At 36.7% G+C, this 23,791-nt stretch carries 28 protein-coding genes and 1 rRNA gene; 27 read left to right on the forward strand and 2 right to left on the reverse strand.

All coding sequences use genetic code 11. The features are described 5' to 3' along the window. Positions 1-75: ribosomal RNA gene (rrf, locus tag ACIQVU_RS20265) — 5S ribosomal RNA — on the forward strand; the annotation flags it as partial. A gap of 143 nt (positions 76-218) precedes the next feature. Then, entirely contained in the window at positions 219-653 is a 435-nt protein-coding gene (locus ACIQVU_RS15770; RefSeq protein ID WP_340803754.1) for an SRPBCC domain-containing protein, read from the forward strand. A 147-nt stretch (positions 654-800) separates the two neighbouring features. On the opposite strand, the gene ACIQVU_RS15775 is transcribed toward ACIQVU_RS15770, so the two are convergent. Next, positions 801-1,289, reverse strand: coding sequence for an amino acid oxidase (locus ACIQVU_RS15775; protein ID WP_340803756.1), 489 nt, complete (start codon positions 1,287-1,289; stop codon positions 801-803). 330 nt (positions 1,290-1,619) lie between these two features. On the opposite strand from ACIQVU_RS15775, the gene ACIQVU_RS15780 reads away from it, so the two are divergent. The 10 genes from ACIQVU_RS15780 (at position 1,620) to rsmI (ending at position 8,939) form a co-directional block, all read left to right on the forward strand. Then, positions 1,620-3,044, forward strand: a complete 1,425-nt coding sequence (locus ACIQVU_RS15780; protein WP_483869651.1) for an aminotransferase class I/II-fold pyridoxal phosphate-dependent enzyme — start codon at positions 1,620-1,622, stop codon at positions 3,042-3,044. Positions 3,045-3,060: 16 nt separating this feature from the next. Further along, entirely contained in the window at positions 3,061-3,690 is a 630-nt protein-coding gene (gene tmk / locus ACIQVU_RS15785) for a dTMP kinase (protein ID WP_340803758.1), read from the forward strand. 115 nt (positions 3,691-3,805) lie between these two features. After that, positions 3,806-4,135 (forward strand): cyclic-di-AMP receptor, encoded by a 330-nt coding sequence (locus ACIQVU_RS15790; protein ID WP_340803759.1) that lies wholly within the window; start codon positions 3,806-3,808, stop codon positions 4,133-4,135. A gap of 113 nt (positions 4,136-4,248) precedes the next feature. Beyond that, complete coding sequence (locus ACIQVU_RS15795) at positions 4,249-4,689, forward strand: YaaR family protein (protein WP_340803760.1); 441 nt, start codon at positions 4,249-4,251, stop codon at positions 4,687-4,689. 121 nt (positions 4,690-4,810) lie between these two features. Next, the gene (gene holB, locus ACIQVU_RS15800) at positions 4,811-5,815 is read left to right on the forward strand and encodes a DNA polymerase III subunit delta' (protein ID WP_402896271.1); all 1,005 of its coding nucleotides are present in this window, start codon (positions 4,811-4,813) and stop codon (positions 5,813-5,815) included. After that, positions 5,808-6,623: a PSP1 domain-containing protein gene (locus tag ACIQVU_RS15805; protein ID WP_340803763.1), complete on the forward strand. Its 816-nt coding sequence runs from the start codon at positions 5,808-5,810 to the stop codon at positions 6,621-6,623. The genes holB and ACIQVU_RS15805 overlap by 8 nt, the downstream gene beginning before the upstream one ends. Before the next feature lie 27 nt (positions 6,624-6,650). Then, the gene (gene yabA / locus ACIQVU_RS15810; RefSeq protein WP_274795146.1) at positions 6,651-7,007 is read left to right on the forward strand and encodes a DNA replication initiation control protein YabA; all 357 of its coding nucleotides are present in this window, start codon (positions 6,651-6,653) and stop codon (positions 7,005-7,007) included. 63 nt (positions 7,008-7,070) lie between these two features. After that, positions 7,071-7,820 (forward strand): tRNA1(Val) (adenine(37)-N6)-methyltransferase, encoded by a 750-nt coding sequence (locus ACIQVU_RS15815; protein WP_340803765.1) that lies wholly within the window; start codon positions 7,071-7,073, stop codon positions 7,818-7,820. Continuing rightward, on the forward strand, positions 7,804-8,064 hold the full coding sequence (locus tag ACIQVU_RS15820) for a GIY-YIG nuclease family protein (protein WP_340803766.1): 261 nt from the start codon (positions 7,804-7,806) through the stop codon (positions 8,062-8,064). Before ACIQVU_RS15815 ends, ACIQVU_RS15820 begins: the two co-directional genes overlap by 17 nt. Further along, entirely contained in the window at positions 8,064-8,939 is an 876-nt protein-coding gene (rsmI, locus tag ACIQVU_RS15825; protein ID WP_340808498.1) for a 16S rRNA (cytidine(1402)-2'-O)-methyltransferase, read from the forward strand. The genes ACIQVU_RS15820 and rsmI overlap by 1 nt, the downstream gene beginning before the upstream one ends. Before the next feature lie 163 nt (positions 8,940-9,102). Here rsmI and ACIQVU_RS15830 read toward each other — a convergent pair whose 3' ends face one another. Then, positions 9,103-9,381: a transition state genes transcriptional regulator AbrB gene (locus ACIQVU_RS15830; protein ID WP_340803767.1), complete on the reverse strand. Its 279-nt coding sequence runs from the start codon at positions 9,379-9,381 to the stop codon at positions 9,103-9,105. 348 nt (positions 9,382-9,729) lie between these two features. Between ACIQVU_RS15830 and metG the strand changes: the two genes are divergently transcribed. The 15 genes from metG (at position 9,730) to pth (ending at position 23,762) form a co-directional block, all read left to right on the forward strand. After that, positions 9,730-11,706 (forward strand): methionine--tRNA ligase, encoded by a 1,977-nt coding sequence (metG, locus tag ACIQVU_RS15835; RefSeq protein WP_340803768.1) that lies wholly within the window; start codon positions 9,730-9,732, stop codon positions 11,704-11,706. A gap of 253 nt (positions 11,707-11,959) precedes the next feature. Then, on the forward strand, positions 11,960-12,730 hold the full coding sequence (locus tag ACIQVU_RS15840) for a TatD family hydrolase (protein ID WP_340803770.1): 771 nt from the start codon (positions 11,960-11,962) through the stop codon (positions 12,728-12,730). A 135-nt stretch (positions 12,731-12,865) separates the two neighbouring features. After that, complete coding sequence (locus ACIQVU_RS15845; protein ID WP_340803771.1) at positions 12,866-14,086, forward strand: resuscitation-promoting factor; 1,221 nt, start codon at positions 12,866-12,868, stop codon at positions 14,084-14,086. A 212-nt stretch (positions 14,087-14,298) separates the two neighbouring features. Further along, positions 14,299-14,865: a ribonuclease M5 gene (rnmV, locus tag ACIQVU_RS15850; RefSeq protein WP_402896276.1), complete on the forward strand. Its 567-nt coding sequence runs from the start codon at positions 14,299-14,301 to the stop codon at positions 14,863-14,865. Continuing rightward, positions 14,858-15,739, forward strand: a complete 882-nt coding sequence (gene rsmA / locus ACIQVU_RS15855) for a 16S rRNA (adenine(1518)-N(6)/adenine(1519)-N(6))-dimethyltransferase RsmA (protein ID WP_340803773.1) — start codon at positions 14,858-14,860, stop codon at positions 15,737-15,739. Before rnmV ends, rsmA begins: the two co-directional genes overlap by 8 nt. Before the next feature lie 157 nt (positions 15,740-15,896). Further along, positions 15,897-16,157, forward strand: coding sequence for a biofilm formation stimulator Veg (gene veg / locus ACIQVU_RS15860; protein ID WP_340803774.1), 261 nt, complete (start codon positions 15,897-15,899; stop codon positions 16,155-16,157). A 114-nt stretch (positions 16,158-16,271) separates the two neighbouring features. Further along, positions 16,272-16,451, forward strand: coding sequence for a small, acid-soluble spore protein, alpha/beta type (locus ACIQVU_RS15865; protein ID WP_053997048.1), 180 nt, complete (start codon positions 16,272-16,274; stop codon positions 16,449-16,451). 328 nt (positions 16,452-16,779) lie between these two features. Continuing rightward, the gene (gene ispE / locus ACIQVU_RS15870; protein WP_340803776.1) at positions 16,780-17,646 is read left to right on the forward strand and encodes a 4-(cytidine 5'-diphospho)-2-C-methyl-D-erythritol kinase; all 867 of its coding nucleotides are present in this window, start codon (positions 16,780-16,782) and stop codon (positions 17,644-17,646) included. 56 nt (positions 17,647-17,702) lie between these two features. After that, entirely contained in the window at positions 17,703-18,536 is an 834-nt protein-coding gene (gene purR / locus ACIQVU_RS15875) for a pur operon repressor (protein ID WP_004229190.1), read from the forward strand. Next, positions 18,533-18,907, forward strand: a complete 375-nt coding sequence (locus tag ACIQVU_RS15880) for a RidA family protein (RefSeq protein WP_340803779.1) — start codon at positions 18,533-18,535, stop codon at positions 18,905-18,907. Before purR ends, ACIQVU_RS15880 begins: the two co-directional genes overlap by 4 nt. Before the next feature lie 231 nt (positions 18,908-19,138). Then, positions 19,139-19,441, forward strand: coding sequence for a septation regulator SpoVG (gene spoVG, locus ACIQVU_RS15885; protein WP_402896280.1), 303 nt, complete (start codon positions 19,139-19,141; stop codon positions 19,439-19,441). 273 nt (positions 19,442-19,714) lie between these two features. Beyond that, positions 19,715-21,085, forward strand: a complete 1,371-nt coding sequence (glmU, locus tag ACIQVU_RS15890) for a bifunctional UDP-N-acetylglucosamine diphosphorylase/glucosamine-1-phosphate N-acetyltransferase GlmU (protein WP_402896282.1) — start codon at positions 19,715-19,717, stop codon at positions 21,083-21,085. A gap of 24 nt (positions 21,086-21,109) precedes the next feature. Beyond that, on the forward strand, positions 21,110-22,069 hold the full coding sequence (locus tag ACIQVU_RS15895) for a ribose-phosphate diphosphokinase (protein ID WP_340803783.1): 960 nt from the start codon (positions 21,110-21,112) through the stop codon (positions 22,067-22,069). A 359-nt stretch (positions 22,070-22,428) separates the two neighbouring features. Beyond that, positions 22,429-23,037: a 50S ribosomal protein L25/general stress protein Ctc gene (locus ACIQVU_RS15900; RefSeq protein WP_340803784.1), complete on the forward strand. Its 609-nt coding sequence runs from the start codon at positions 22,429-22,431 to the stop codon at positions 23,035-23,037. A gap of 158 nt (positions 23,038-23,195) precedes the next feature. Continuing rightward, complete coding sequence (gene pth / locus ACIQVU_RS15905; RefSeq protein WP_340803785.1) at positions 23,196-23,762, forward strand: aminoacyl-tRNA hydrolase; 567 nt, start codon at positions 23,196-23,198, stop codon at positions 23,760-23,762. Positions 23,763-23,791: the final 29 nt, after the last annotated feature.

Raw genomic sequence — 23,791 nt, forward strand, 5'->3', positions numbered from 1 at the left:
GAACACGGAAGTTAAGCTCTTTCGCGCCGATGGTAGTTGGGGGCTTCCCCCTGTGAGAGTAGGACATCGCTAGGCAATCTATATAGAAAAGCAGTTAGCGTTTAGCTGACTGCTTTTTTTGCGTATCTATTATAAAAAACAAAACCATATTTATTTATAAACCTATGAAATGTTAGACTTTAATGGAATGACATGAACATAGAGAGGGGAGAAATAAATTGGCAACTGGGGAATATCGTGAGGAAATTTATATTGAACAAGAAAAACTACAGGAATTTATTCAAAATAAAGAGGAATGGGCAGTTTTAATACCGGGTTATTTGCATCATGAATTTCCTAATGATCAAGATATGATATGGGTCTTTCAAGGCGACTTTGGCCTTATTCAAAAGGCGGTAAAAGTAGAGCTTAAGGTGAAACCATCACAACCATATCAGGTCCTATTTGACATAGTAGGCTTATCAGATCCGATAAATGGTGATGGATCATTTGAAATCAAAGAAAATGAAAATCATTCATGCCAGCTGATTGGCAGCTTAACAATGAAGGCTAGCGGTTTTTTAGCAGGAATAATGAACCCAGTGTTAGAAAAGTTTGTACCACAATTAGTTGAGCAATTAGTAAAAGAAATGGCTATTAAAGCAGCAAAGTAATGATTTTATTTAATAAGCCAACTATAATAAATTATAGCTCGATGCCTTTTGTAAAAGGCCCAGTTTAATTTGATTGTTGTTTTCCTCCAGCTAAAAGCGTATTCAAAAATTTTTGAATGCGCTAGTTTATACATAAAAAATCTACCTTTATAACGTTTCAATCTTTTGAAAAATCTCTTTGTAAAGAATATCTAATTCTTTTTCATCTTTTAAATAGAAATACCAAGTATCTTCTCTATTTGCATTGTTGTTAGGTAAATAAATTGTTGTATGGGAACCGTTATTTAATGATTCCCAATGAGCGGTTTCATAGGTAATCCCTTCTCTTGTAAATGGAAAATGACGTTTGGTTGAATCCAAAAAAATAATAGGTATTTTAGAATTATCATAAACTTGAGCAAATCTATCATCTGATGCTTCTTCAAACATCATTGGTGTTATCATAACAGCATCAAAATTCAATGTACCTTCACTAAATTCATCTAATGTAATTGGTTCGAAATGAATTTTTTCGTTATTTAATTCAGGAATATCACCAACAACAGCAATTTTTAAAGGTGTTCCATCATATTTAACTTCATTGTTTGAACACGCCCCTAATAATAACAAGCCTACTATTAATAAAATTTTTTTCAAATTTATTCTCCTCTTTTTCGTCACGCTATCTTTTTATGAACTAATTATATATTAGCATTCTATAAATATTCCTAGAAACCTTGTTATGCTATCATTTTATTTATTGGGTATAAGCGGTTTTCCACTGCAAATGCACGAATGCAATGTTTATCAAAGTCAAGTGAATCCGAGAAATTAAACAACGTCAAATACCACTGTAGCAACTCCTTTAAAACGCATTATCCCCTTTTATGATTAGATGATTTATTGAATAGAGAAGGGAGAGCTTTGTTATCGCGTTATAATCTCGTATAATTATAAAGAAGAATATAACGAAAATAGGTGTTTGGTTTGCAAAAGAAAAGGCCAATTGTAGAAGGATTAGAGCATTTTCGACAACAACAAAATATTTCTTTTCATGTGCCAGGGCATAAGCATGGTGAGTTATCCCAGCTTCCACAGGCATTTAAAGATGTGATGCGTTATGATGTCACGGAATTATCAGGGTTGGATGATTTACATTACCCTGAGGAAATGATATTCGAAGCAGAAAATTTATTGGCAAAGACATATGGAGCCATGAAGAGCTTCTTTTTAGTTGGGGGCTCTACGGTTGGTAATTTAGCAATGATTTATGCAACTTGTCAGGCAGGGGATACAATTATTGTGCAACGCAATGCGCATAAATCTATTTTTCATGCGATTGAGCTTGTTGGTGCAAAGCCTATATTTGTGTCACCACAATGGGACGAGCGCACATTAACAGCTACATATGTTAGTTATAGAAATTTAAAGGAAGTCATTGAGCGCTATGCAGAGGCGAAAGCAGTTATCCTAACATATCCTACTTATTATGGGGTGGCTTCACCTGATATACAACAGCAAATTGCTTATTGTCATGAAAAAGGAATTCCTGTATTGGTGGATGAGGCACATGGTGCACATTTCAATGCTTGTACTTTATTTCAGCCATCTGCTTTATCGCTTGGGGCTGATGTTGTTGTACAATCGGCACATAAAACATTACCTGCTATGACAATGGCATCCTTTATGCATGTTAACTCACAATTCATCGATGCGGATCGGATCCATTATTATTTACGCATGCTGCAATCTAGCAGTCCATCCTATCTATTATTAGCTTCATTAGATGATGCACGTCACTATGTACAGACATATCTAGAGAGTGATGGGGCATATATAATAGAAAAAAGAAATCAATGGATTGAAGCGTTACGATCAATTGGTTCATTAGAAGTTATTGAGGTAGATGACCCTCTTAAATTGTTGCTACGTGTTGATGGCTATAGTGGTTTTCAATTACAGCAAGCATTGGAGAAGCAGCATGTTTATGGAGAGCTGGCTGATGCACATCAGGTGTTACTGATGCTCCCTTTGCTAAAGCAAGGGCATAACTATCCATTTGCAGAAATTCGCGTGCGCATAAAGGATGCTGTCACGATGCTTGTTGATACAGCAAAAACAACTAATAAAGCAGCTTGGCAAACAGCCTATCAGTTTACACCAATTACTGAGCCTGTGTATACATTTAATGAGATTGCCTCATTAACTAAAGAGTGGTTACCTTATATGCGTACAATTGGGCGAATTGCAGCAAGTATGGTCATTCCATATCCGCCGGGTATTCCATTACTTGTTCCTGGGGAGAAAATAACGGTGGCAAAGCTGAGCCAGTTAGAGGAATTACTAGCAGTAGGTGCTACATTTCAGGGGCAACAACGTTTAACAGAGAAAATGATTCAGGTCATTAAATAGTTGGAGGCAAAACAGCATGAATAGCAATTTATTTATTACATTTGAAGGTCCAGAGGGTGCTGGTAAAACAACCATTATTGAAAAAATAACAGAGCGACTTGCACAGGCAAATATTGATGTGTTAGCAACAAGAGAACCAGGTGGCATTGAAATTGCAGAAAAAATAAGAACGATTATTTTAAATCCTGCACATACGGCTATGGATGAGCGAACAGAAGCATTGCTATATGCGGCAGCAAGAAGTCAGCACTATTTTGAAAAAGTTCGTCCTGCTTTAGATGCTGGAAAGCTGGTAATATGTGATCGCTTTATTGATTCATCATTAGCTTATCAAGGTTATGCAAGAGGGATAGGCATTAATGAGGTGCTTGCCATTAATGAGTTTGCAATCGGTAAGAAGCTACCTGATGTAACAATTTTATTTGATCTTGCACCAGAGGTTGGCTTAGCACGTATTCATGCAACTGGCAGTCGTGAGGTAAATCGTTTAGATGTTGAAAGTTTAGCATTTCATCAAAAGGTACGTGAAGGCTATTTACAACTTGTGGAGCAGTATCCAGAGCGTATACGTGTGGTGAATGCAGAGCAAGCTATTGAGGATGTTATTGAAGATGTATGGTCATTATTATTAGAAGCAATGCAGTAAATGCATGAAGTTGTCTTCAAAATTGTGATATAATGATATTATCCATTATTATATCTATGTCAACATGTTTAGATAAAGTCGATTTAGATGAATTTTATAAAAGGGGTGAGTGCGAATGAAGTTAGTCGTAGCTGTAGTACAAGATCAGGATAGCGGCCGGTTATCGAATGCTTTAACGAAAAATCAGTTTCGTGCAACTAAATTAGCGAGCACAGGAGGATTTTTACGTTCTGGAAATACGACGTTTCTTATAGGAACTGAAGACTCTCTCATACCCAAACTATTAGATATAATTCGGGACAATTGTCGAGCACGAGAGCAAATGGTTGCACCAGTTTCTCCATTAGGTGGGAATGCTGACTCCTATATCCCTTATCCAGTAGAGGTAGAGGTGGGAGGAGCCACTGTTTTTGTTTTACCAATTGAACAATTCCATCATTTTTAAGGTAGTAAAGATTTGAATATGAGGCTGATTGCTGCAAAGCCTTCAGCCTACTTTATAATCCTGACGCAATTATGCTAAGGAGAAATTGATACAGATGGTGGGGCGAATCCAACTTGAAAATTAATCAAGATATACGTGTTGGGGTAAATACCAGTCATAAAGAGCCACTACAAAATAATAATCAAAATAACCGATTTGGAGATCTGGTTGTTAAGCAAGGGTCGAAGCTGGAAACAGAGCAATTAACACGTTTACTAGGCGATATTTCTACTGCGGGTGATCGTGTTGCAAGATCACGTAATTTACGAGAGCTTGCTAGGTTTAAAATGCTTGTAAAACGCTTTCTCCAAGAAACGGTAGAGCATGGTATGGAGTTGAAGCAATCACATACATGGAATCGCTTTGGTGAGGGAAGACGCCTAAAAATTATTGACACGATTGATGCGCGTCTAGTGGAACTTGCTCAGGATATTTTAGATGAGGAAAAGGAAGCGATTGACCTGCTCGATAAAATCGGTGAGATTAAAGGCTTACTAATTAATTTATATATGTAAAACCCGTGTCTCATTGTTAAGATAGGCGCGGGCTTTTTTCAAGTATTGATTTGCAGCACTGCAATGTTTCTAGACAAAAGTGATAACACTTTAGGTATAGATACAGGAAGGAATTTACTATATGAGCAAGAATGTTGAAGAGCTATTCACGCTACAACCAGTCGTAATGAAGCAACTTCAAACGATTTTTGACAAAAATAGATTAGCACACGCATATATTTTTGACGGTGAAAAAGGGACAGGCAAGGCTGATATTATGCACTTTTTTGTCAAATTAATGCTATGTGAGCAACCAACTAACAATGTTCCATGTGAAACATGTCGAAATTGCAGACGTGTGGATTCGGGAAATCATCCGAATGTTCATCAAATTTATCCAGAAGGTCAGTTTATAAAAATTGATCAAATGCGGGAATTAATTGGAGAAATGAAGATGATGGGTGTTGAGGAAGGGCGTAAAATTTATGTGCTTCATCATGCAGACCGCCTTAATGTAGCCTCTGCTAATATGATACTTAAATTTTTAGAGGAGCCAGATGGAGAGGTCACTGCTATTTTATTAACAGAGCAAATGCAGTCCATTCTTCCAACTATCCGATCACGCTGTCAGCATATTAAATTTCAAAAATTGCCACGTCATGTTTTATTAAAGCATTTGCAGGACAACAATATTTCTTATGCAATGGCTTCAACAGTGAGCATGATGACAAATGAGCTCGAAATGGCTCTAACTTTAGCAAATAATGAGCAATTTGCACTTGCTCGAAAAAAAGTGTTAAAATTAGTAGACGCCATTCAGCAAAATGTACATGAAGCAATGCTTATTGTATATGATGAGTGGTTGCCACATTTTAAAGAAAAGGGCGAGATGGAGCAAGCATTGGATTTATTACTATTTGCTTACCGTGATATAGTGTCAATAAAAGCTAATCCCGAAGCAGCTTGTACTTATCCAGACATGTTACCGCTATTTAAAGAAGCCGCTTTACATTCCACTTATGAAAAATTATCTAAGCAAATGGAAGCTATTTTACAGGCGCGTGCATCATTACAGCGTAACATGAATAGGACGTTATTGATGGAGCAGTTAATGCTAAATCTGCAGGAGGGATATACATTTGTATAATGTAGTAGGAGTCCGCTTTAAAAAGGCGGGTAAAATATATTATTTTGACCCAGCATCATTTCCACTAGAGGACAGTCAGTATGTGATTGTTGAAACCGCTCGCGGCATAGAGTATGGTAAAGTAGTTGTTCCTCAAAAAGTGGTAGGTGATAATGATGTTGTATTACCACTTAAACAAGTGCTTCGCCCAGCGGATGAGCGTGATCGTATACAGGTTGAGGAAAATGCAGCAGAATCAAAGCGTGCATTTGAACTAGCTAGTATGAAAATTATTGAGCATAAGCTAGAGATGAAGCTCGTAGATGTTGAATATACATTTGATCGTAATAAAATTATTTTTTACTTTACGGCTGAAGGACGAGTTGATTTTAGGGATCTTGTAAAAGATTTAGCTTCTGTTTTTAGAACACGTATTGAACTTCGTCAAATTGGTGTGCGTGATGAAGCAAAGCTATTAGGAGGCATTGGTCCATGTGGCCGAATGCTTTGCTGTTCTACATTTTTAGGCGATTTTGATCCTGTTTCTATTAAAATGGCGAAAGATCAAAACTTATCATTAAATCCTTCAAAAATATCAGGTCTTTGCGGTCGTTTAATGTGCTGCTTAAAGTATGAAAATGATGAATATGAAGAAGCAAAAGAGGGCATGCCAGATATTGGTGAAATTACAATGACACCAGATGGTCGTGGAAAAGTTATAGGTTTAAATGTGCTGGAAAGACTTATTCAAGTATATTTACAGGAGCAAGAGCGCACAGTGGAGTATACACTAGAAGAACTGCTAGCATGCGAAAAAAATCTTATATAAGATAGAGAATTTAACGAGGTGGCTTGGGTGAAGGACCGTAATTTCTTAGATACTGTTATGGAGTTCGAACAACAGCTCGAAGCAATGCAGGAGCAATTTGGTGCATTGAAACAATTTGTAGCGTTAATGATGGAAGAGCATAAGGCGCTTGAAACAGAAAATCATCATCTTCGTACACGACTAGAAGAACTACTTTCTAACACAAACTCCGTACAAGCTGCTGAAGTAAAGAAAGAGAGTCCACTAGATATTGGTGAGGGGTATGATAACCTAGCACGTTTATACCAAGAAGGCTTCCACGTTTGCCATGTTCATTTTGGAAGTTCACGTAAAGGTGAAGATTGTCTGTTTTGTCTATCATTTTTAAATAAACAAAATGCGTAACAGAAGGCTGATTCCCACTACGGTGGTATCAGTCTTTTATTTTGTAGAGTAGGAGGAGTATGCTTGGAAAAATGGCTAAAGGATGATGAACGTTTAGATTATTTACTGGCTGAGAATTTACGTATTATTCAAAGTCCCTCTGTTTTTTCGTTTTCATTAGATGCAGTGTTGCTTTCGAAATTTGTCACTATCCCGTATCATAAGGGAAAGATTGTTGATTTATGCTCAGGAAATGGTGTTATTCCACTCTTTTTAAGTGCACGTACAAAAGGACAAATTATAGGGGTGGAAATTCAGCCGCGTTTATTTGATATGGCAGAGAGAAGTATTAGCTATAACAAGCTAGAGGATCAAATTCACATGGTGCTTGGTGATGTAAAGGAAGTACCAAAGCAGCTAGGCATTGAAAAATTTGATGTTGTTACTTGTAATCCACCTTATTTCTTAGCGCACGAGGCAAGTGATAAAAATTTAAGTGAACATTATGCTATTGCCCGTCATGAATTATATTTAACATTAGAAGAGGCAATCCAATCGACGAGTAAATTGTTAAAGCAAGGTGGAAAGGCAGCATTTGTTCATCGGCCTGGTCGCTTATTAGATATTGTGACAGCCATGCGTGCTAATCGTTTGGAGCCAAAACGTATGCAGCTTGTGTACCCGAAAAAAGGAAAAGAAGCTAATACATTATTAATAGAAGGAATCAAGGATGGGAAGCCGGATTTAAAAATATTACCACCTTTGTATGTCTATAATGAGGATAATGAATATACAGCTGAAGTGAGAGAAATTCTTTATGGAAAAGAGCAATAGTCATTATTTCTATGTGTTAGAATGTGCTGATCAATCTTTGTACGCAGGCTATTCAAATAATGTTGAGAAGCGTGTAGCTGTACATAACGCTGGTAAAGGGGCAAAATATACAAGAGCTAGAGGACCAGTAAAATGTATTTATAAGGAAGCATTTGCAACAAAGCAGGAGGCCATGCGTGCTGAATATGCTTTTAAGCAATTAACAAGAGCACAAAAAATGAATTATATAAGGAGGGGTGAATGATGAAATCACAGAAAAGTACAATACACGATCAGACAGGTTGTTTATACCTAGTAGGAACACCTATTGGTAATCTAGAGGATATGAGTGTACGTGCACTTCGCATATTAAAAGAAGCTGATATTATCGCTGCTGAAGATACTAGAAATACAAAGAAGCTGTGTAACTACTTTGAAATCGAAACACCATTAATAAGCTACCATGAACATAATTTAGCAGTAGGAGGGGAAAAATTATTAGCCTTGCTACAGGAAGGAAAAACAATAGCATTGGTGAGTGATGCAGGCTTACCATGTATTTCTGATCCAGGTGCAGATATTGTTGAAAAAGCGATTGCTCAAAATTTCCCCGTTGTACCAATACCGGGTCCAAATGCAGCACTTTCTGCATTAATCGCCTCTGGATTAACGCCACAGCCATTTTTCTTTTATGGCTTTTTAAATAGAGGAAAAAAAGAGCGACGTCAGCAATTAGAGCAGTTAAAAAAACGCCAGGAAACCATTTTATTATATGAAGCGCCACATCGCTTAAAAGATACATTAAAGGATATGGAAGCGATTCTTGGCAATCGTCGCATTGTGTTAGCACGCGAACTTACAAAGAAATTTGAAGAATTTTTACGTGGTACATTGGCTGAAGCTGTAGAATGGGTTCAAACAGAGGAGATACGGGGCGAATTTTGTATTGTTTTAGAAGGAAATAGCAATGCTGAAGAGGAAAGTCAGGAAGAAGCCTACTGGCATTTAATGTCTGTTATTGAACATGTTGATTATTTGATGCATCAATCCAATAGTACATCGAAGGAAGCAATTAAAGAAGTGGCAAAACTGCGACAAGTGGCAAAACGAGATATTTACAATGAGTATCATAGTAACTAACAGTAAAGAGTTGCCTATATAGGTAGCTCTTTACTTTTGTATACAAAGGTCATTATAAGTAGTTTGTCATATGGGTATATTAAAATATATCGTAGTATTCTCTATAGAATGAAGCAAAAGAGAAAAACACCTAAACCACTGATTTGATTTAGGTGTAAAATGATTATTTTTTTAAGTTAGATTGAATTTCTTTTACTAACATTTCAGCGCCTTCTGGACTTAAAATTAATTTGCCTCCAACTAGACGAAGGTTATCATCTGAAACTTCACCAGTAACAGCACATGTCATATTAGGCATATATTTTTTTAAGATGATTTTATCATCATCCACATAGATTTCCAAAGCATCCTTTTCGGCAATACCTAGCGTACGGCGTAACTCGATAGGAATTACTACACGACCTAACTCATCGACTTTACGTACAATTCCTGTTGATTTCATAATAGTTTTCCTCCTAATTTATAAATGTTATATTGGTATTTCGTCAAATTTCGACATTTTTTCTTTGTCTGATAGTTATCATACCAAGTAATGCCATAAACGTCAATTAATTAATACACTAATATTATGATTTCTAAAAAATTTTTTAAGGAGAATGCATGATTTTTACTTATTTTAAAAGGTTTTTATTAAATATTTTTTTGACTAGTAAAAAGGATTCTTATTTAAGTCATTTAATGGATTAAATATATTATTCGACAATTTTCGCAATTGATAAACTTTCATTGAAACGAATTTCGTACTTCGTTAGAATAGAGAGTATATTGTAAAACAATGGAGGCAGTTCTTGTGAGTGAACAACATAAAACATTTTATATAACAACACCTATTTACTATCCAAGTGGGAAATTTCATATTGGTACGGCATATACAACGGTAGCATCTGATACAATGGCACGCTATAAACGTTTACGCGGCTATGATGTTCGTTTTTTAACAGGTATGGACGAGCATGGGCAAAAAATTCAAGAAAAAGCGGCTGAAGCGGGGAAACATCCTCAAGAATATGTAAATGAAATTGCAGATGCTGCGAAAAAGCTTTGGGCTTTAATGGATATTTCGTATGATGACTTTATTCAAACAACACAAGAAAGACATACAAAAGCTGTCGAAAAGATTTTTCAAAAGTTTTTAGACAATGGTGATATTTATAAAGGCGAATATGAGGGCTGGTATTGTACGCCATGTGAATCGTTCTTTACTGAAACGCAACTCGTTGATGGGAATTGCCCAGACTGTGGTCGTCCTGTACACAAAGTAAAAGAAGAGTCGTACTTCTTTAATATGAAGAAATACGCAGATCGTTTATTGGCTTATTATGAAGAGAATCTTGAATTTATTGAGCCAGAATCTCGAAAAAATGAAATGATTAATAATTTCATTAAACCAGGATTAGAAGACCTATCTGTATCAAGAACATCCTTTGATTGGGGAATTAAAGTACCTGGTGATCCAAAGCATGTTATTTATGTATGGGTGGATGCTTTAACAAACTATATTACATCTTTAGGCTATCTTTCAGAGGATGAAACATTATTCAACAAATATTGGCCAGCAGATGTGCATGTGGTAGGAAAAGATATTGTGCGCTTCCATACGATTTATTGGCCAATTTTCTTAATGGCATTAGATTTACCATTACCGAAAAAAGTATTTGCACATGGTTTTATTATGATGAAAGATGGGAAAATGTCTAAATCGAAGGGTAATGTTATTTATCCTGAAATGCTAATTGAGCGATATGGACTAGATGCGACACGTTATTTCCTTTTACGCGAATTACCATTTGGCGCTGATGGCGTATTTTCACCAGAATCATTTATTGAGCGTACAAATTTTGACCTTGCTAATGATTTAGGGAATTTATTAAACCGTACTATCTCAATGATTAATAAGTATTTCGATGGTGTGATTCCTACAGAAAATCTTGAACCGACAGAATTTGATGCAGCATTACAAGAGCAAGCAAAGTCGGTACGTATTAAATATGAAGAAAGTATGGAAAAAATGCAATTTAGTGTCGTACTGGCTGATTTATGGACGCTTGTATCACGAACAAATAAATATATAGATGAAACACAGCCTTGGGTATTAGCAAAAGAAGAGGCTGATAAACCAAAACTAGGCTCGGTTATGCGAAATTTGGCGGAAAGCTTACACCACATTGCTGTCATGTTACAACCATTTATGACAGCTACACCAAAACGTATCATCGATCAATTAGGACTTGATGACAAATTCTTAGCATGGGATACAATTGAAACATTCGGCAATACTATTCCAACAAACATTAAAGTGGTAGAAAAAGGCATACCTATTTTCCCTCGTTTAGAGAGCGAAGTTGAAATTGCCTATATTCGTGAGGAAATGCGTGGTTCTGTAAAGACACCTCAAGAGGAAGAAGTTAAAAAGACTTCAAAGGATAGGGAGATTCCAGAAATCCCTGAAATTACTATCGATGATTTTATGAAAATTGATTTGCGCGTAGCAACTGTTATAGCATGTGAGCCTGTTCCAAAAGCAGATAAATTATTAAAGCTTCAACTTGATTTAGGATACGAGCAACGCCAAGTAGTATCAGGGATTGCGAAATTCTATTCTCCTGATGAACTTATTGGTCAAAAGGTGGTTGTTGTAGCTAATTTAAAACCAGTTAAACTTCGAGGGGAATTATCTCAAGGAATGATTTTAGCTGGTGAAAAAGATGGAATTTTAAAATTAGCATCAGTAGACCAAAAACTTGAAAATGGCGCAAAAGTAAAGTAATAATGTAAAAAAAAGCCTGCTGAATAAAAAACATTCAGCAGGCTTTTCAAATCTGCGAGGAAATTGGTGGATTTATTATTTTGAGATAACTTATTTGTTGTGAAATCTATAATTTTATAGGTATATAGAACTAATATAGGTGCTAAACCTTAAGTGTAATGTCATAATAACAAATGGTTTGTAACAAAAATGTAATACTTATGAAAAATATGAAATAATAAATTTTAATAAAATCAAGGTTAGGTGAATGAAAATGTTTATAGATACTCATGTACACTTAAATGCAGATCAGTATGATGAAGACCTTCAAGAGGTGATTGATAGAGCTCTTGAAGCAAAAGTAGAAAAAATGGTTGTCATTGGTTTTGACCGTAAAACCATAGAAAGAACAATGCAATTGATTGAGCAGTATGATTTTATTTATGGTGTTATTGGCTGGCACCCAGTAGATGCCATTGATTGTACGCAAGAAGATTTAGAGTGGATTGAACAATTAGCATCACATCCAAAAATAGTTGGTATTGGTGAAACTGGCTTGGACTACTATTGGGATAAATCCCCAAAGGATGTTCAGCAAGCACTTTTCCGCAAACAAATTCAATTAGCGCAAAAGATTAATTTGCCAATCATTATTCATAACAGGGATGCAACAGGGGATGTTGTTCAAATTTTACGTGAAGAAAATGCAGCATCTGTTGGAGGTGTTATGCACTGCTTTAGCGGGAGTGTAGAAACAGCACGTGAATGTATAGCTATGAATTTTATGATTAGTCTTGGTGGGCCAGTAACATTTAAAAATGCACGTTTACCAAAGGAAGTGGCAATCGAAATACCTTTGGAGCACTTGATGATTGAAACAGATGCTCCATATTTAGCGCCACATCCATATCGCGGTAAGCGTAATGAGCCTGCTTTTGTGCCGCTAGTTGCAGAGGAAATTGCCCGTTTGAAAGAGTTGACAATCGAGGAAATTGCACAAGCCACAACGACCAATGCGAAAAATTTTTTTGGGATTGACAAGTAACTAGCTTAAATGCCTCCAATACTGGGTTTGTGGTTGGCAAAAACACAGAAGTCAATTTTCTGAGAAATACTTTCGGGTTGACAGTGCCAAAACTAGTCCGTATAATCCAACTTTGTATTAAGGAGGCGTTTTTTCATGTCAAATAATTCCATGAAAAACTTGTTCTTAGGATCATTGAGGAGTAAGCAAATGGTGATAAGAATTATTTCACTTGTCCTATTTGTGTCTGTCATTTCTTTCGTGCTTTATCAAGGTACGAAAAAAGCCGTAAAGCTTGAAGCAAACGGAGAAACAATCGAAGTATCAACACATGCCAAAACTGTAGAACAATTATTACAAGATCAAAATATAGATGTAGCAGAGCATGATAAAGTATCACCCTCTCTGAACACCAAAATTGTTAATGGATTAGCAATTACATGGGAACAGGCAAAAGAAGTAACAATTTCAGTTGATGGAAATCAGTCAAAAGTTTGGACAACTGAAACACTAGTGAAGGACATTTTGAAGGAAGCAAATATCGAAGTATCTGAACATGACGCTTTAGCGCAAGGTCTAGATACTGAACTAGGCGAAGACGGCAAAATTGACATCAAAAAAGCGTTTCAAGTGGTGCTTGTTGATGGTGTAAACAAAAAACAAGTATGGTCCACTTCGACTACGGTCGCTAACTTTTTAAAACAACAAGGAATTCAGCTAAATGAATTCGATCGTGTCGAGAATAACCCAGAGGACGTTATTACTCCAGAGAGTAAAATCAAAGTAGTTCGCGTAGAAAAGGTTATCGATGTAGTGGAAGACTCTTTAGATTTCGCAGTTGAAAAGAAACAGGATGCTTCATTGCTAAAAGGGAAAGAAAAAGTAGTGACAGCAGGTGAGAAAGGTTCAGTTTCTCGTACCTATGAAGTTGTCAAAGAAAATGGTAAGGTTGTAGCTAAAAATCTGCAATCTGAGAAAATTTTAAAACAACCAAAGACAAAGGTTGTTGCGGTTGGTACAAAAACAGTTGTTGCAACTGTAGCAGCAGCACCAACTGTATCGCGTGGTGCTGCTGAGCCAGCAAGTGGAAAAGAATTTTATGTTACAGCAACAGCCTATACGCCATACTGTAATGGATGCTCAGGCACATCAGCAACAGGTATCGATTTACGTTCAAACTCTGGCTTAAAGGTAATAGCAGTCGATCCGTCTGTTATTAGACTAGGTTCAAAAGTTTGGGTAGAAGGCTATGGTACAGCAATTGCTGCTGATACTGGTGGTGCCATTAAAGGCAATAAAATTGACGTACTTGTGCAAACAGATGCCCAAGCACGTAACTGGGGCCGTAAGAAAGTCCGTATAAAAGTATTAAATTAAAAAAATTGTAAAATTAATCAAAATGTTTTTCACTGAATGAAGCTTTCCTGTTTTGACTGGCGGGAAAGCCTTTTTTAATGGATTGTAATGTTAGAACGACGGATAGACCTTTTCAACTGCTGGATAGTGTGAGGCTTACCTTGAATTTCTGTACAAACTATATTGTGCAGTTGTAAAATGGTCAGAAGATAGGGTAGAAAAGAGGAGCCTTTGTGCAAATTAAAGAAATCATTGTTGTTGAAGGAAAAGATGATACAACAGCTATTAAACGAGCTGTACAGGCAGATACAATCGAAACAAATGGATCGGCTATATCTGCAGAAACATTAAAGCGAATCCAACATGCGCAGGAGAAGCGTGGTGTTGTTGTATTTACTGACCCTGACTATCCAGGACGTCGAATACGTGCCATTATTGAGGAGCATGTTCAAGGAGTAAAGCATGCTTTTCTACCAAAAGCAAAAACAATTGCAAAGAATGGTAAAGGGTTAGGGATTGAGCACGCTGCTGATCAAGATATTCGTGAAGCTTTACAGCATGTTTATACCCCAAATTGCGATGTACCAAACGAAGATAATATTACGCTGGAAGATTTAATGACAGCGCATTTAATAGGTCACCCACAAGCAAAGCAGCGCCGTGAACGTCTGGGAGAAATCTTAAATATTGGTGCAACAAATGGTAAGCAGCTCCATAAAAGATTAAAGATGTTTCAAATTACAGAACAGCAATTTGGTGCGGCGGTCGCACAGTTAGATCAGGAGGAAAATAATGTATAAGGATATTGCGACACCAATACGAACACAAGAAATTTTAAAAAAATATGGATTTTCATTTAAAAAAAGCTTAGGGCAAAATTTTTTAATTGATCCTAATATTTTACGAAATATAGTAAGTCATGCAAATTTAACAGAAAACAGTGGAGCAATAGAAATTGGACCCGGTATTGGTGCATTAACAGAGCATTTAGCGAGAAATGCTAAAAAAGTTGTTGCCTTTGAAATCGATCAACGATTATTACCTGTACTAAATGACACACTTAGCCCATATAATAATATATCGATTGTCCATTCGGATATTTTAAAGGCAGATGTTGCGAAGGTTATTGCGGAGGAGATGCCAGGAATTGAGGATATTATGGTTGTTGCCAATTTGCCATATTACGTAACTACACCAATTTTAATGAAATTACTAAATGATCGATTACCGATTCGTGGCTTTGTTGTCATGATGCAAAAGGAAGTGGCAGACCGTATCATAGCGAAGCCGGGAACAAAGGAATATGGCTCACTATCAATTGCGATTCAATATTATGTGAAAGCGGATATTGCCATGACTGTGCCGAAAACAGTGTTTATGCCACAGCCTAATGTTGATTCTGCTGTTATCCGTCTTATTAAACATGATGAGCCACCAGTAAAAGTAATAGATGAGGATTTTTTATTTGTTGTAACACGTGCGTCTTTTGTACAGCGAAGAAAAACGATCTATAATAACCTGCAATCTGGTTTACCAAATGGTAAGGCACAAAAAGAACAGATTTTGGAGGCATTAACAGCAGCTAATATTGACCCAACACGTCGAGGAGAAACGCTTACGATTCAGGAGTTCGGAAAATTAGCGGATTCATTATATCCGATATTTGCAAAGTAAAAATTTTTGTTAACATTTTTTCTTAGGTGTAAAAAAATATCTATTTTTTTATAAAAAATAAGTTGACAAAATTTACGAGAGGCTGATAAAATATTATATTTTGTTGACATTTTTGGGCGGATCGTTTATACTGATTATTAGTGAGGTGTAAGCGAAAATGCCAAAAACTTTAGCGGACATTAAAAAGTCGTTGGATTGTCATTTGGGTAAACGTTTGCAATTAAAAGCAAACGGAGGTCGCAAGAAAACGGTTGAGTGTGCAGGGACATTGCGTGAAACATATCGCGCTATCTTTGTAGTGGAGCTCGATCAAGAAGACAATACGTGTAAGCGCGTATCGTACAGTTACACAGATATTTTAACTGAAGCAGTAGAGATTACATTTTTAGACGAAGCAAAAGCTGCTGTCGCAAAATAGTTTCTAGTTCTTATTTCTATATTTTAGAAACACTCATGTATGTTAAAAACTACATGGGTGTTTTGCGTTTTTATGGGCATACTAATAGCGTCAGCTGTTAAAGGAGGAGTTACTATGCCTAGAAAAGGTATCATGTCACCTCGATTAAAAGAAGAGATCGCAAAAGAACTTGGATTTTATGATGTTGTGCAAAGAGAAGGCTGGGGCGGCATAAAAGCTCGTGATGCTGGTAATATGGTGAAACGTGCCATTGAAATGGCTGAACGAGCAAGTAGTGAGCAAGAGCGTAAGTAGGCTATTCTTATTTTGATTCAGCAGGGATGAAAATCCTTACGAACACAACAAATACAGCTGACAATAGAGAACCGTTACGCCGAATAAGGTAAACGGTTCTTTTTTTCCATTTTCGTATGACCAATATGGTAAAATAAATTGAAAAATCTTGCGCGACAAAAAACTTTTTAGCTTGATTTTGTAGGTAGATAAACTGCTGCCAAATTAAGATAAAGCTTCAGGCGGATGTCACGAATTTGAAGGAGGAGCTTGTGAAGTGGGCTCAAAAAATTGGGACGCTATTACGTGGAGTCGTAATGGATGCGTGTGCTATAAGGGAGGAAGGAAAATGCTTTATGTAAAGGCGCCTGCAAAAATTAATTTAACATTAGATGTACTATATAAAAGACCAGATAATTTTCACGAAGTAGAGATGGTGATGACAACAGTCGATTTAGCTGATCGTATAAGTCTTGAATCTCGAGAAGATGGCATAATTCAAATTATTTCAACAGATAACTTTGTACCAACTGATCATCGCAACTTTGCTTATCAGGCAGCGCGCCTTATTAAAGATACATACAGCATTAGGCAAGGCGTATCCATTACGATTGAAAAGGAGATACCGATTGCGGCAGGGCTAGCGGGTGGCAGTAGCGATGCAGCTGCTACATTAAAGGGCTTAAATGAGCTATGGGAGTTAGACTTATCCATAGATGAATTAGCTGAGCTTGGTGCTAAAATCGGTTCAGATGTATCATTTTGCGTTTATGGTGGCACAGCATTAGCTACAGGACGTGGGGAAATAATAGAAGAATTACCAGCACCCCCTAATTGTTGGGTTGTCTTAGCTAAGCCAAAAATTGGCGTATCAACGGCTGAAGTATATGGCGGACTAAAGGTTGAGGGGCTAGAACATCCAGATACAAAACAAATGATACGTGCGATTGAAACAAAGGATTATGAGCTACTATGTGCTTCATTAGGAAATGTTTTGGAAACTGTAACATTTAAGCTACACCCAGAAGTTGTGATGCTAAAGGAACAAATGAAGCGCTTTGGGGCAGATGCCACATTAATGAGTGGAAGCGGTCCAACTGTATTTGGGCTTGTGGATAGTGAAGCTCGTGTCAGCCGTATTTATAATGGTTTACGTGGGTTTTGTGAGGAAGTTTATGCAGTACGAATTTTAGGTGAGCGAAATACGCTTGCTTAGAAACGCAAATTTGTGTTAATTTTACCTATAAATATTCGTGTTTAGGAGAGGGTCGCATGAAATGGAAGCGTAGTGAACGACTAGTTGATATGACGTACTACTTACTAGAACATCCACATCAGCTGATCCCGCTAACTTATTTTTCAGAACTATATCAATCTGCTAAGTCATCTATTAGTGAGGATTTAACGATTGTAAAAGAAACTTTCGAAGAAAAAGGAATCGGGTTATTGATGACAGTGCCGGGTGCTGCTGGAGGAGTAAAGTATATTCCGAAAATGTCCGAGGCAGAAGTACGTTTAGTGATTCAAGATTTAAAAGCAGAGCTTGAACATTCAGATCGACTGTTACCAGGCGGTTACTTATTTATGACAGATTTACTAGGCAATCCAGATTTAATTAACCGTGTAGGGAAAGTCTTTGCCTCTGCTTTTGCAGATCAGCAAATAGATGTGATTATGACTGTTGCAACAAAAGGTATATCGATTGCACATGCCATTGCAAGACATTTAAATGTGCCAGTGGTTGTTGTGAGAAGAGATAGTAAAGTAACAGAAGGTTCTACTGTTAGCATTAATTATGTATCTGGTTCTTCCAGAAGAATTCAGACAATGGTATTATCAAAAAGAAGCATGAAGAGTGGACAACGTGTATTAATTACGGACGACTTTATGAAGGTCGGCGGTACGATGAATGGCATGAAAAATCTATTAGAGGAATTTGACTGTCAGCTAGCAGGCATAGCGGTGCTTGTTGAGGCTGAGCATGCGGACGAAACATTAGTAGATGATTATTATTCACTTGTAAAGCTTCATGAGGTCAATGAAAAAGACCGAACAATTGCATTAAGTGAAGGAAACTATTTTTCTAAAAGGGGACATGATAAATGAAAGTAGTAGCAACAACAAATGCGCCAGCAGCAATTGGGCCATACTCACAAGGAATTATTGTTAACGGAATGTTTTATAGCTCTGGTCAAATTCCATTAACAGCTACGGGTGAGTTAGTAGAAGGTGATATCACTGTTCAAACAAATCAAGTATTCGCTAATTTAAAAGCAGTATTAGCGGAAGCTGGTACATCTTTAGACAATGTTGTAAAAACAACAGTCTTTATGAAAGATATGAATGACTTTGTTGCAATGAATGAAGTCTATGCAAGCCACTTTGGTGAACATAAACCAGCACGTTCAGCAGTAGAGGTAGCACGCCTTCCAAAGGATGTAAAAGTAGAAATCGAAGTTATTGCTATTGTTAAATAAATGAAATGGGGGCTCACTAAAGGGTATGATATATTCTCTTTAGTGAGCTTTTTTCTTTAATAAATGAAATGTTGACAAACAATTGTCAAAATTGGCGTATGGAAGGGAAAATATTATTCTGATAAGTATTCAAATTTTTTAGAAAATTTGATAGACTATGAAAAGGAAAATATTCGGTGACCTAGAATATAATATTTTCACAAGGCATCCAAGAAGAGAGGTGGTGAGAAAATGGAAGTTACTGATGTGAGATTACGTCGGGTACAAACGGATGGTCGCATGCGTGCGATTGCTTCCATTACACTAGACAATGAATTTGTCGTGCACGATATTCGTGTAATTGATGGAAACACAGGGTTATTTGTAGCAATGCCAAGCAAGCGAACACCAGATGGAGAATTTAGAGATATTGCACATCCAATTAATTCTGATACTCGCAATAAAATTCAGGAGATCATTTTAAAAGAGTATCATAATTCTAGTGAATTAGAGGAAATGGCTCAAGAGGAAGAATTAGAGGAGATTGGTGTGTAATAGAAAGCCAATAAATAGTAATTAAAAATATTTATTACAAATTACTATGATATTTGATAATGAAAGTCAGTAGGAACTCTTCATATTTTGAGGAGTTCTTTTTATTTTAATAAAAAGTAAAATAGGGTAATTTTACGATATACACTACCTCATTCGAGTAGAAGGTGCAGCAGATTTGGGCGTTCATCTTTTTGTCAACTCTACATACCTTGAAAATAGATGGATTTTGCTATATAGTCATAAGAGAAAATGAGCGTATTGGAGGACTTACAGATGAGCAATATTTTTGCTGTCATTTTGGCTGCAGGTCAAGGTACACGTATGAAGTCCAAATTATATAAAGTGCTCCATCCAGTATGTGGGAAACCAATGGTACAACATGTGGTGGATCATATTCAAACGTTAGATGTAAATCGCATTGTAACGGTTGTAGGACATGGTGCAGAAAAAGTACAGCAACAACTTGGCGATAAAAGTGAGTATGTTTTACAAACAGAGCAGCTAGGTACAGCACATGCTGTTCAACAGGCTGAAGCTATTTTAGGCAACGAAGAAGGTACAACATTAGTTGTATGCGGTGACACACCATTAATTCGTCCTGAAACAATGAAGGCTTTATTTGAACATCACCAAGCAAAAAATGCTACAGCAACTATTTTAACAGCGATTGCTGAAAATCCAACTGGTTATGGTCGTATTTTACGTGGCGATAACGGACAGGTTGAACAAATCGTTGAGCAAAAGGATGCTTCAGCAGAGCAGCAATTAGTAAAAGAAATCAATACAGGCACATATTGCTTCGATAATAAATTATTATTTGAAACATTAAAACTTGTGAAAAATGACAATGCACAAGGTGAGTATTATTTACCAGATGTTATTGAAATTTTACAAAAACAAGGTGATATTGTAGAAGCATATGTCACAGATGATTTTGAAGAAACGTTAGGTGTCAACGATCGTGTGGCCTTGTCACAAGCCGAAACATTAATGCGTATCAGAATTAACGAAAAGCATATGCGTAATGGGGTAACAATTATCCATCCTGATACAACGCATATTAGTGCAGACGCAGTTATTGGGCGTGATACGGTTATTCAACCAGGTTCAATAATTGAAGGTGCTACTGTTATCGGTGAAGATTGCATTATTGGGCCAAATACTCAAATTATAGATAGTCGTGTTGGTGATCGTACAACGATTCATTCTTCTGTAGTACGTGAAAGCGTTATAGCTGAAGATACAGCCATCGGACCGTTTGCACATATTCGACCACTTTCTGATATTGGTAGCCATGTAAAAATTGGTAACTTTGTAGAAGTGAAGAAAAGCAAGCTAGGTGACGATACAAAAGTGTCGCATTTAAGCTATGTTGGTGATGCAGAAGTAGGTAATAACGTCAATATTGGCTGTGGTTCTATTACAGTCAACTATGATGGACAAAATAAGTTCAAAACAATTATTGAAGATGATGCATTTGTAGGATGTAATTCTAACTTAGTAGCACCAGTAAAAGTTGGAAAAGGTTCATTTATTGCAGCAGGTTCTACAATTACAAAAGAAGTTCCTGAGGATGCACTTGCCATTGCACGTGCAAGACAAGAAAACAAACCGAATTATGTAAGCAAATTAAAATCAAAATAATTATCAATTAAACAGGAGGCCATCATGCCATATCATTATGCAAACTCACAATTAAAAATATTTTCACTTAATTCCAATAACCCATTAGCGCAAGAAATTGCGCAGGAAATGGGTGTTGAATTAGGGAAATCTTCTGTTAAGCACTTCAGCGATGGAGAGATTCAAATTAGCATTGAAGAAAGTATTCGTGGTTGTGATGTGTTTATCGTGCAGTCAACTTCTGCACCAGTAAACGAACATTTAATGGAGCTTTTAATTATGGTAGATGCAGTGAAACGTGCATCTGCTCGTACAGTAAACGTTGTTATGCCTTATTATGGCTATGCACGTCAAGACCGTAAAGCCAAAGCACGTGAGCCAATTACAGCTAAATTAGTGGCAAACCTACTTGAAACTGCTGGTGCAACACGTGTAATTGTATTAGATTTACATGCACCTCAAATCCAAGGTTTCTTTGATATTTTAATTGACCACTTAATGGCAGTACCTTTACTATCTGATTACTTTAAATCTAAAGGTATTCCAGAAGATGAAATTGTTATTGTTTCACCTGACCACGGTGGGGTAACACGTGCTCGTAAAATGGCTGAACGTTTAAAAGCACCAATTGCAATTATTGACAAACGTCGTCCAAAACCAAATGTTGCGGAAGTTATGAATATTGTTGGTAATGTTGATGGTAAAGTGGCAATCTTAATTGATGATATTATTGACACAGCAGGCACGATTACAATCGGTGCGGATGCATTGCGTGCCGCTGGTGCAAAAGAAGTTTACGCTTGCTGTTCTCACCCTGTACTATCTGGGCCAGCAATCGAACGTATCGAAGGCTCTTCTATTAAAGAATTAGTCGTTACAAATACAATCCAACTATCAGAAGAGAAAAAATCGCCAAAAATTACAGAGCTTTCTGTAGCTAAATTAATGGCAGATGCAATTTCTCGTGTATATGAAAACAAATCTGTAAGTACATTATTCGATTAATCATAAATATGACAACTAAGGGCAAACCTATCTTTATGGATAGGTTTGTCTTTTTATATTAAAGCTGTCCCTAAAATTTTTATGCATTATAGGGTTGAGTGGAGTGGGGATTAGTGGCTCAGCGGACGCCCTGAGAAGCATGCGATTGTAATGGAAATCCTTATTAGGAGCTTCTTTTTGCTATTGCTATAAATCTTTTATAGGCGTATTTTGTGTGAAAGCTCTCACAAATGGGTATAATAGAAAGTATGTTATAGTATTTACGCTCTTTTAAGAGGTAAATAGTATAATAGCCTTCGAAAGAACCATAATTATTAAGAAGGCGTAAATAATTTTTCTTGGAAGGGGAATAAAGAGGTATGAGTACAGTATTAAGTGTTAAAAAGCGCGAAACTGGGCATCGTTCGACATTAACCCAACTTAGAAAAGGGGGAGCCATTCCTGCGGTTATTTACGGCTATCAATTAGAGTCAACCCCAATTTCTATTTCTGCAAAGGACTTTAAAAAGTCCGTGCAAAAAAATGGACAAAATGGTGTGTTTGCAATGGAGTTAGAAGGAAAAAAAGTAAATGCTGTTATTTCGGAAATACAGCAGAACGCACTAAAAGAACAAGTGAATCATATAGACTTTTTAGCGATCAACATGTCTGAGGAGCTAGAAGCAAATGTACCAGTTAAATTAATTGGTCAGTCTATCGGTGTGAATGAAGGCGGCGTTTTAATGCAGCCTAATTTAGAATTGACAGTGAAGGTAAAGCCAACAGATATACCTGAAACAATTGATGTTGATGTGACTGCGCTTAAAATAGGCGATTCTTTAACAGTTACAGATATTCGTGATCGTGTACCCGTCGAGATTATAAGTGATGATGATTATGTTATCGCAACAGTTGTAGCACCAACTCCAACGGCTACAGAGGAAGATACTATAGAAGCAGCAGAAACCGATGAGAATGCTGAAGAATAAGTGTAAAAATTAATAAATAGGATAGGCTAGTAGGAAAGTTGAAAACTTTCTTACTAGCTTTCTTTTTTGTTGAAGCTTTTGGGATTGTACCATATGCTTTCTAGCTATGTGATATGGTAAAATAATGACTATTAGAGTGGGGAAAGAGAGAGGTAGTTATGAAAATTATTGTTGGTTTAGGAAACCCTGGTAAACCTTATGAACATACAAGACATAATATTGGTTTTGATGTAATAGATGCATTAGCAGAAAAGTGGGGAACAGCTTTAACAAATTCAAAGTTTAATGGGATGTATACAACCATTCATCGACCTGAGGGCAAGGTTCTACTTGTTAAGCCTTTAACATATATGAATTTATCAGGGGAATGCGTTGGCCCACTGATGGATTATTTTGATATTGCTGTAGAAGATTTAATCGTTATTTATGATGATTTAGATTTAGAAACAGGAAAATTACGCCTGCGTCAAAAAGGCAGTGCAGGAGGACATAATGGCATTAAATCATTAATTCAACATTTAGGAACACAGGAGTTTAATCGTATACGCGTAGGTATTAGTCGTCCACCAGCTGGCATGAAGGTAGCCGATTATGTACTGGGGAAATTTTCAAAGGAAGATCAAGTGCTTATAGAGGATGCCATTAAAAATTCTGTAAATGCTATTGAAGCATCTCTTTCCAAGCCATTTCTTGATGTGATGAATCATTTTAATACAAGTAAATAAACGGAAGTAGGCTCATTAATTTTCATGAA

This window comes from Lysinibacillus sp. NPDC098008, from assembly GCF_044760715.1.
Lineage (GTDB): Bacteria > Bacillota > Bacilli > Bacillales_A > Planococcaceae > Lysinibacillus.

Excerpts from the sequence above, each read along its gene's own strand:
- tmk (WP_340803758.1), top strand. The coding sequence starts at position 3,061 with ATGAATAGCAATTTATTTATTACATTTGAAGGTCCAGAGGGTGCTGGT.
- ACIQVU_RS15790 (WP_340803759.1), top strand. The coding sequence starts at position 3,806 with ATGAAGTTAGTCGTAGCTGTAGTACAAGATCAGGATAGCGGCCGGTTA.
- holB (WP_402896271.1), top strand. The coding sequence starts at position 4,811 with ATGAGCAAGAATGTTGAAGAGCTATTCACGCTACAACCAGTCGTAATG.
- ACIQVU_RS15820 (WP_340803766.1), top strand. The coding sequence starts at position 7,804 with ATGGAAAAGAGCAATAGTCATTATTTCTATGTGTTAGAATGTGCTGAT.
- rsmI (WP_340808498.1), top strand. The coding sequence starts at position 8,064 with ATGAAATCACAGAAAAGTACAATACACGATCAGACAGGTTGTTTATAC.
- ACIQVU_RS15830 (WP_340803767.1), bottom strand. The coding sequence starts at position 9,381 with ATGAAATCAACAGGAATTGTACGTAAAGTCGATGAGTTAGGTCGTGTA.
- ACIQVU_RS15840 (WP_340803770.1), top strand. The coding sequence starts at position 11,960 with ATGTTTATAGATACTCATGTACACTTAAATGCAGATCAGTATGATGAA.
- ACIQVU_RS15845 (WP_340803771.1), top strand. The coding sequence starts at position 12,866 with ATGTCAAATAATTCCATGAAAAACTTGTTCTTAGGATCATTGAGGAGT.
- rsmA (WP_340803773.1), top strand. The coding sequence starts at position 14,858 with ATGTATAAGGATATTGCGACACCAATACGAACACAAGAAATTTTAAAA.
- veg (WP_340803774.1), top strand. The coding sequence starts at position 15,897 with ATGCCAAAAACTTTAGCGGACATTAAAAAGTCGTTGGATTGTCATTTG.
- ACIQVU_RS15865 (WP_053997048.1), top strand. The coding sequence starts at position 16,272 with ATGCCTAGAAAAGGTATCATGTCACCTCGATTAAAAGAAGAGATCGCA.
- ispE (WP_340803776.1), top strand. The coding sequence starts at position 16,780 with ATGCTTTATGTAAAGGCGCCTGCAAAAATTAATTTAACATTAGATGTA.
- purR (WP_004229190.1), top strand. The coding sequence starts at position 17,703 with ATGAAATGGAAGCGTAGTGAACGACTAGTTGATATGACGTACTACTTA.
- ACIQVU_RS15880 (WP_340803779.1), top strand. The coding sequence starts at position 18,533 with ATGAAAGTAGTAGCAACAACAAATGCGCCAGCAGCAATTGGGCCATAC.
- spoVG (WP_402896280.1), top strand. The coding sequence starts at position 19,139 with ATGGAAGTTACTGATGTGAGATTACGTCGGGTACAAACGGATGGTCGC.
- glmU (WP_402896282.1), top strand. The coding sequence starts at position 19,715 with ATGAGCAATATTTTTGCTGTCATTTTGGCTGCAGGTCAAGGTACACGT.
- ACIQVU_RS15895 (WP_340803783.1), top strand. The coding sequence starts at position 21,110 with ATGCCATATCATTATGCAAACTCACAATTAAAAATATTTTCACTTAAT.
- ACIQVU_RS15900 (WP_340803784.1), top strand. The coding sequence starts at position 22,429 with ATGAGTACAGTATTAAGTGTTAAAAAGCGCGAAACTGGGCATCGTTCG.
- pth (WP_340803785.1), top strand. The coding sequence starts at position 23,196 with ATGAAAATTATTGTTGGTTTAGGAAACCCTGGTAAACCTTATGAACAT.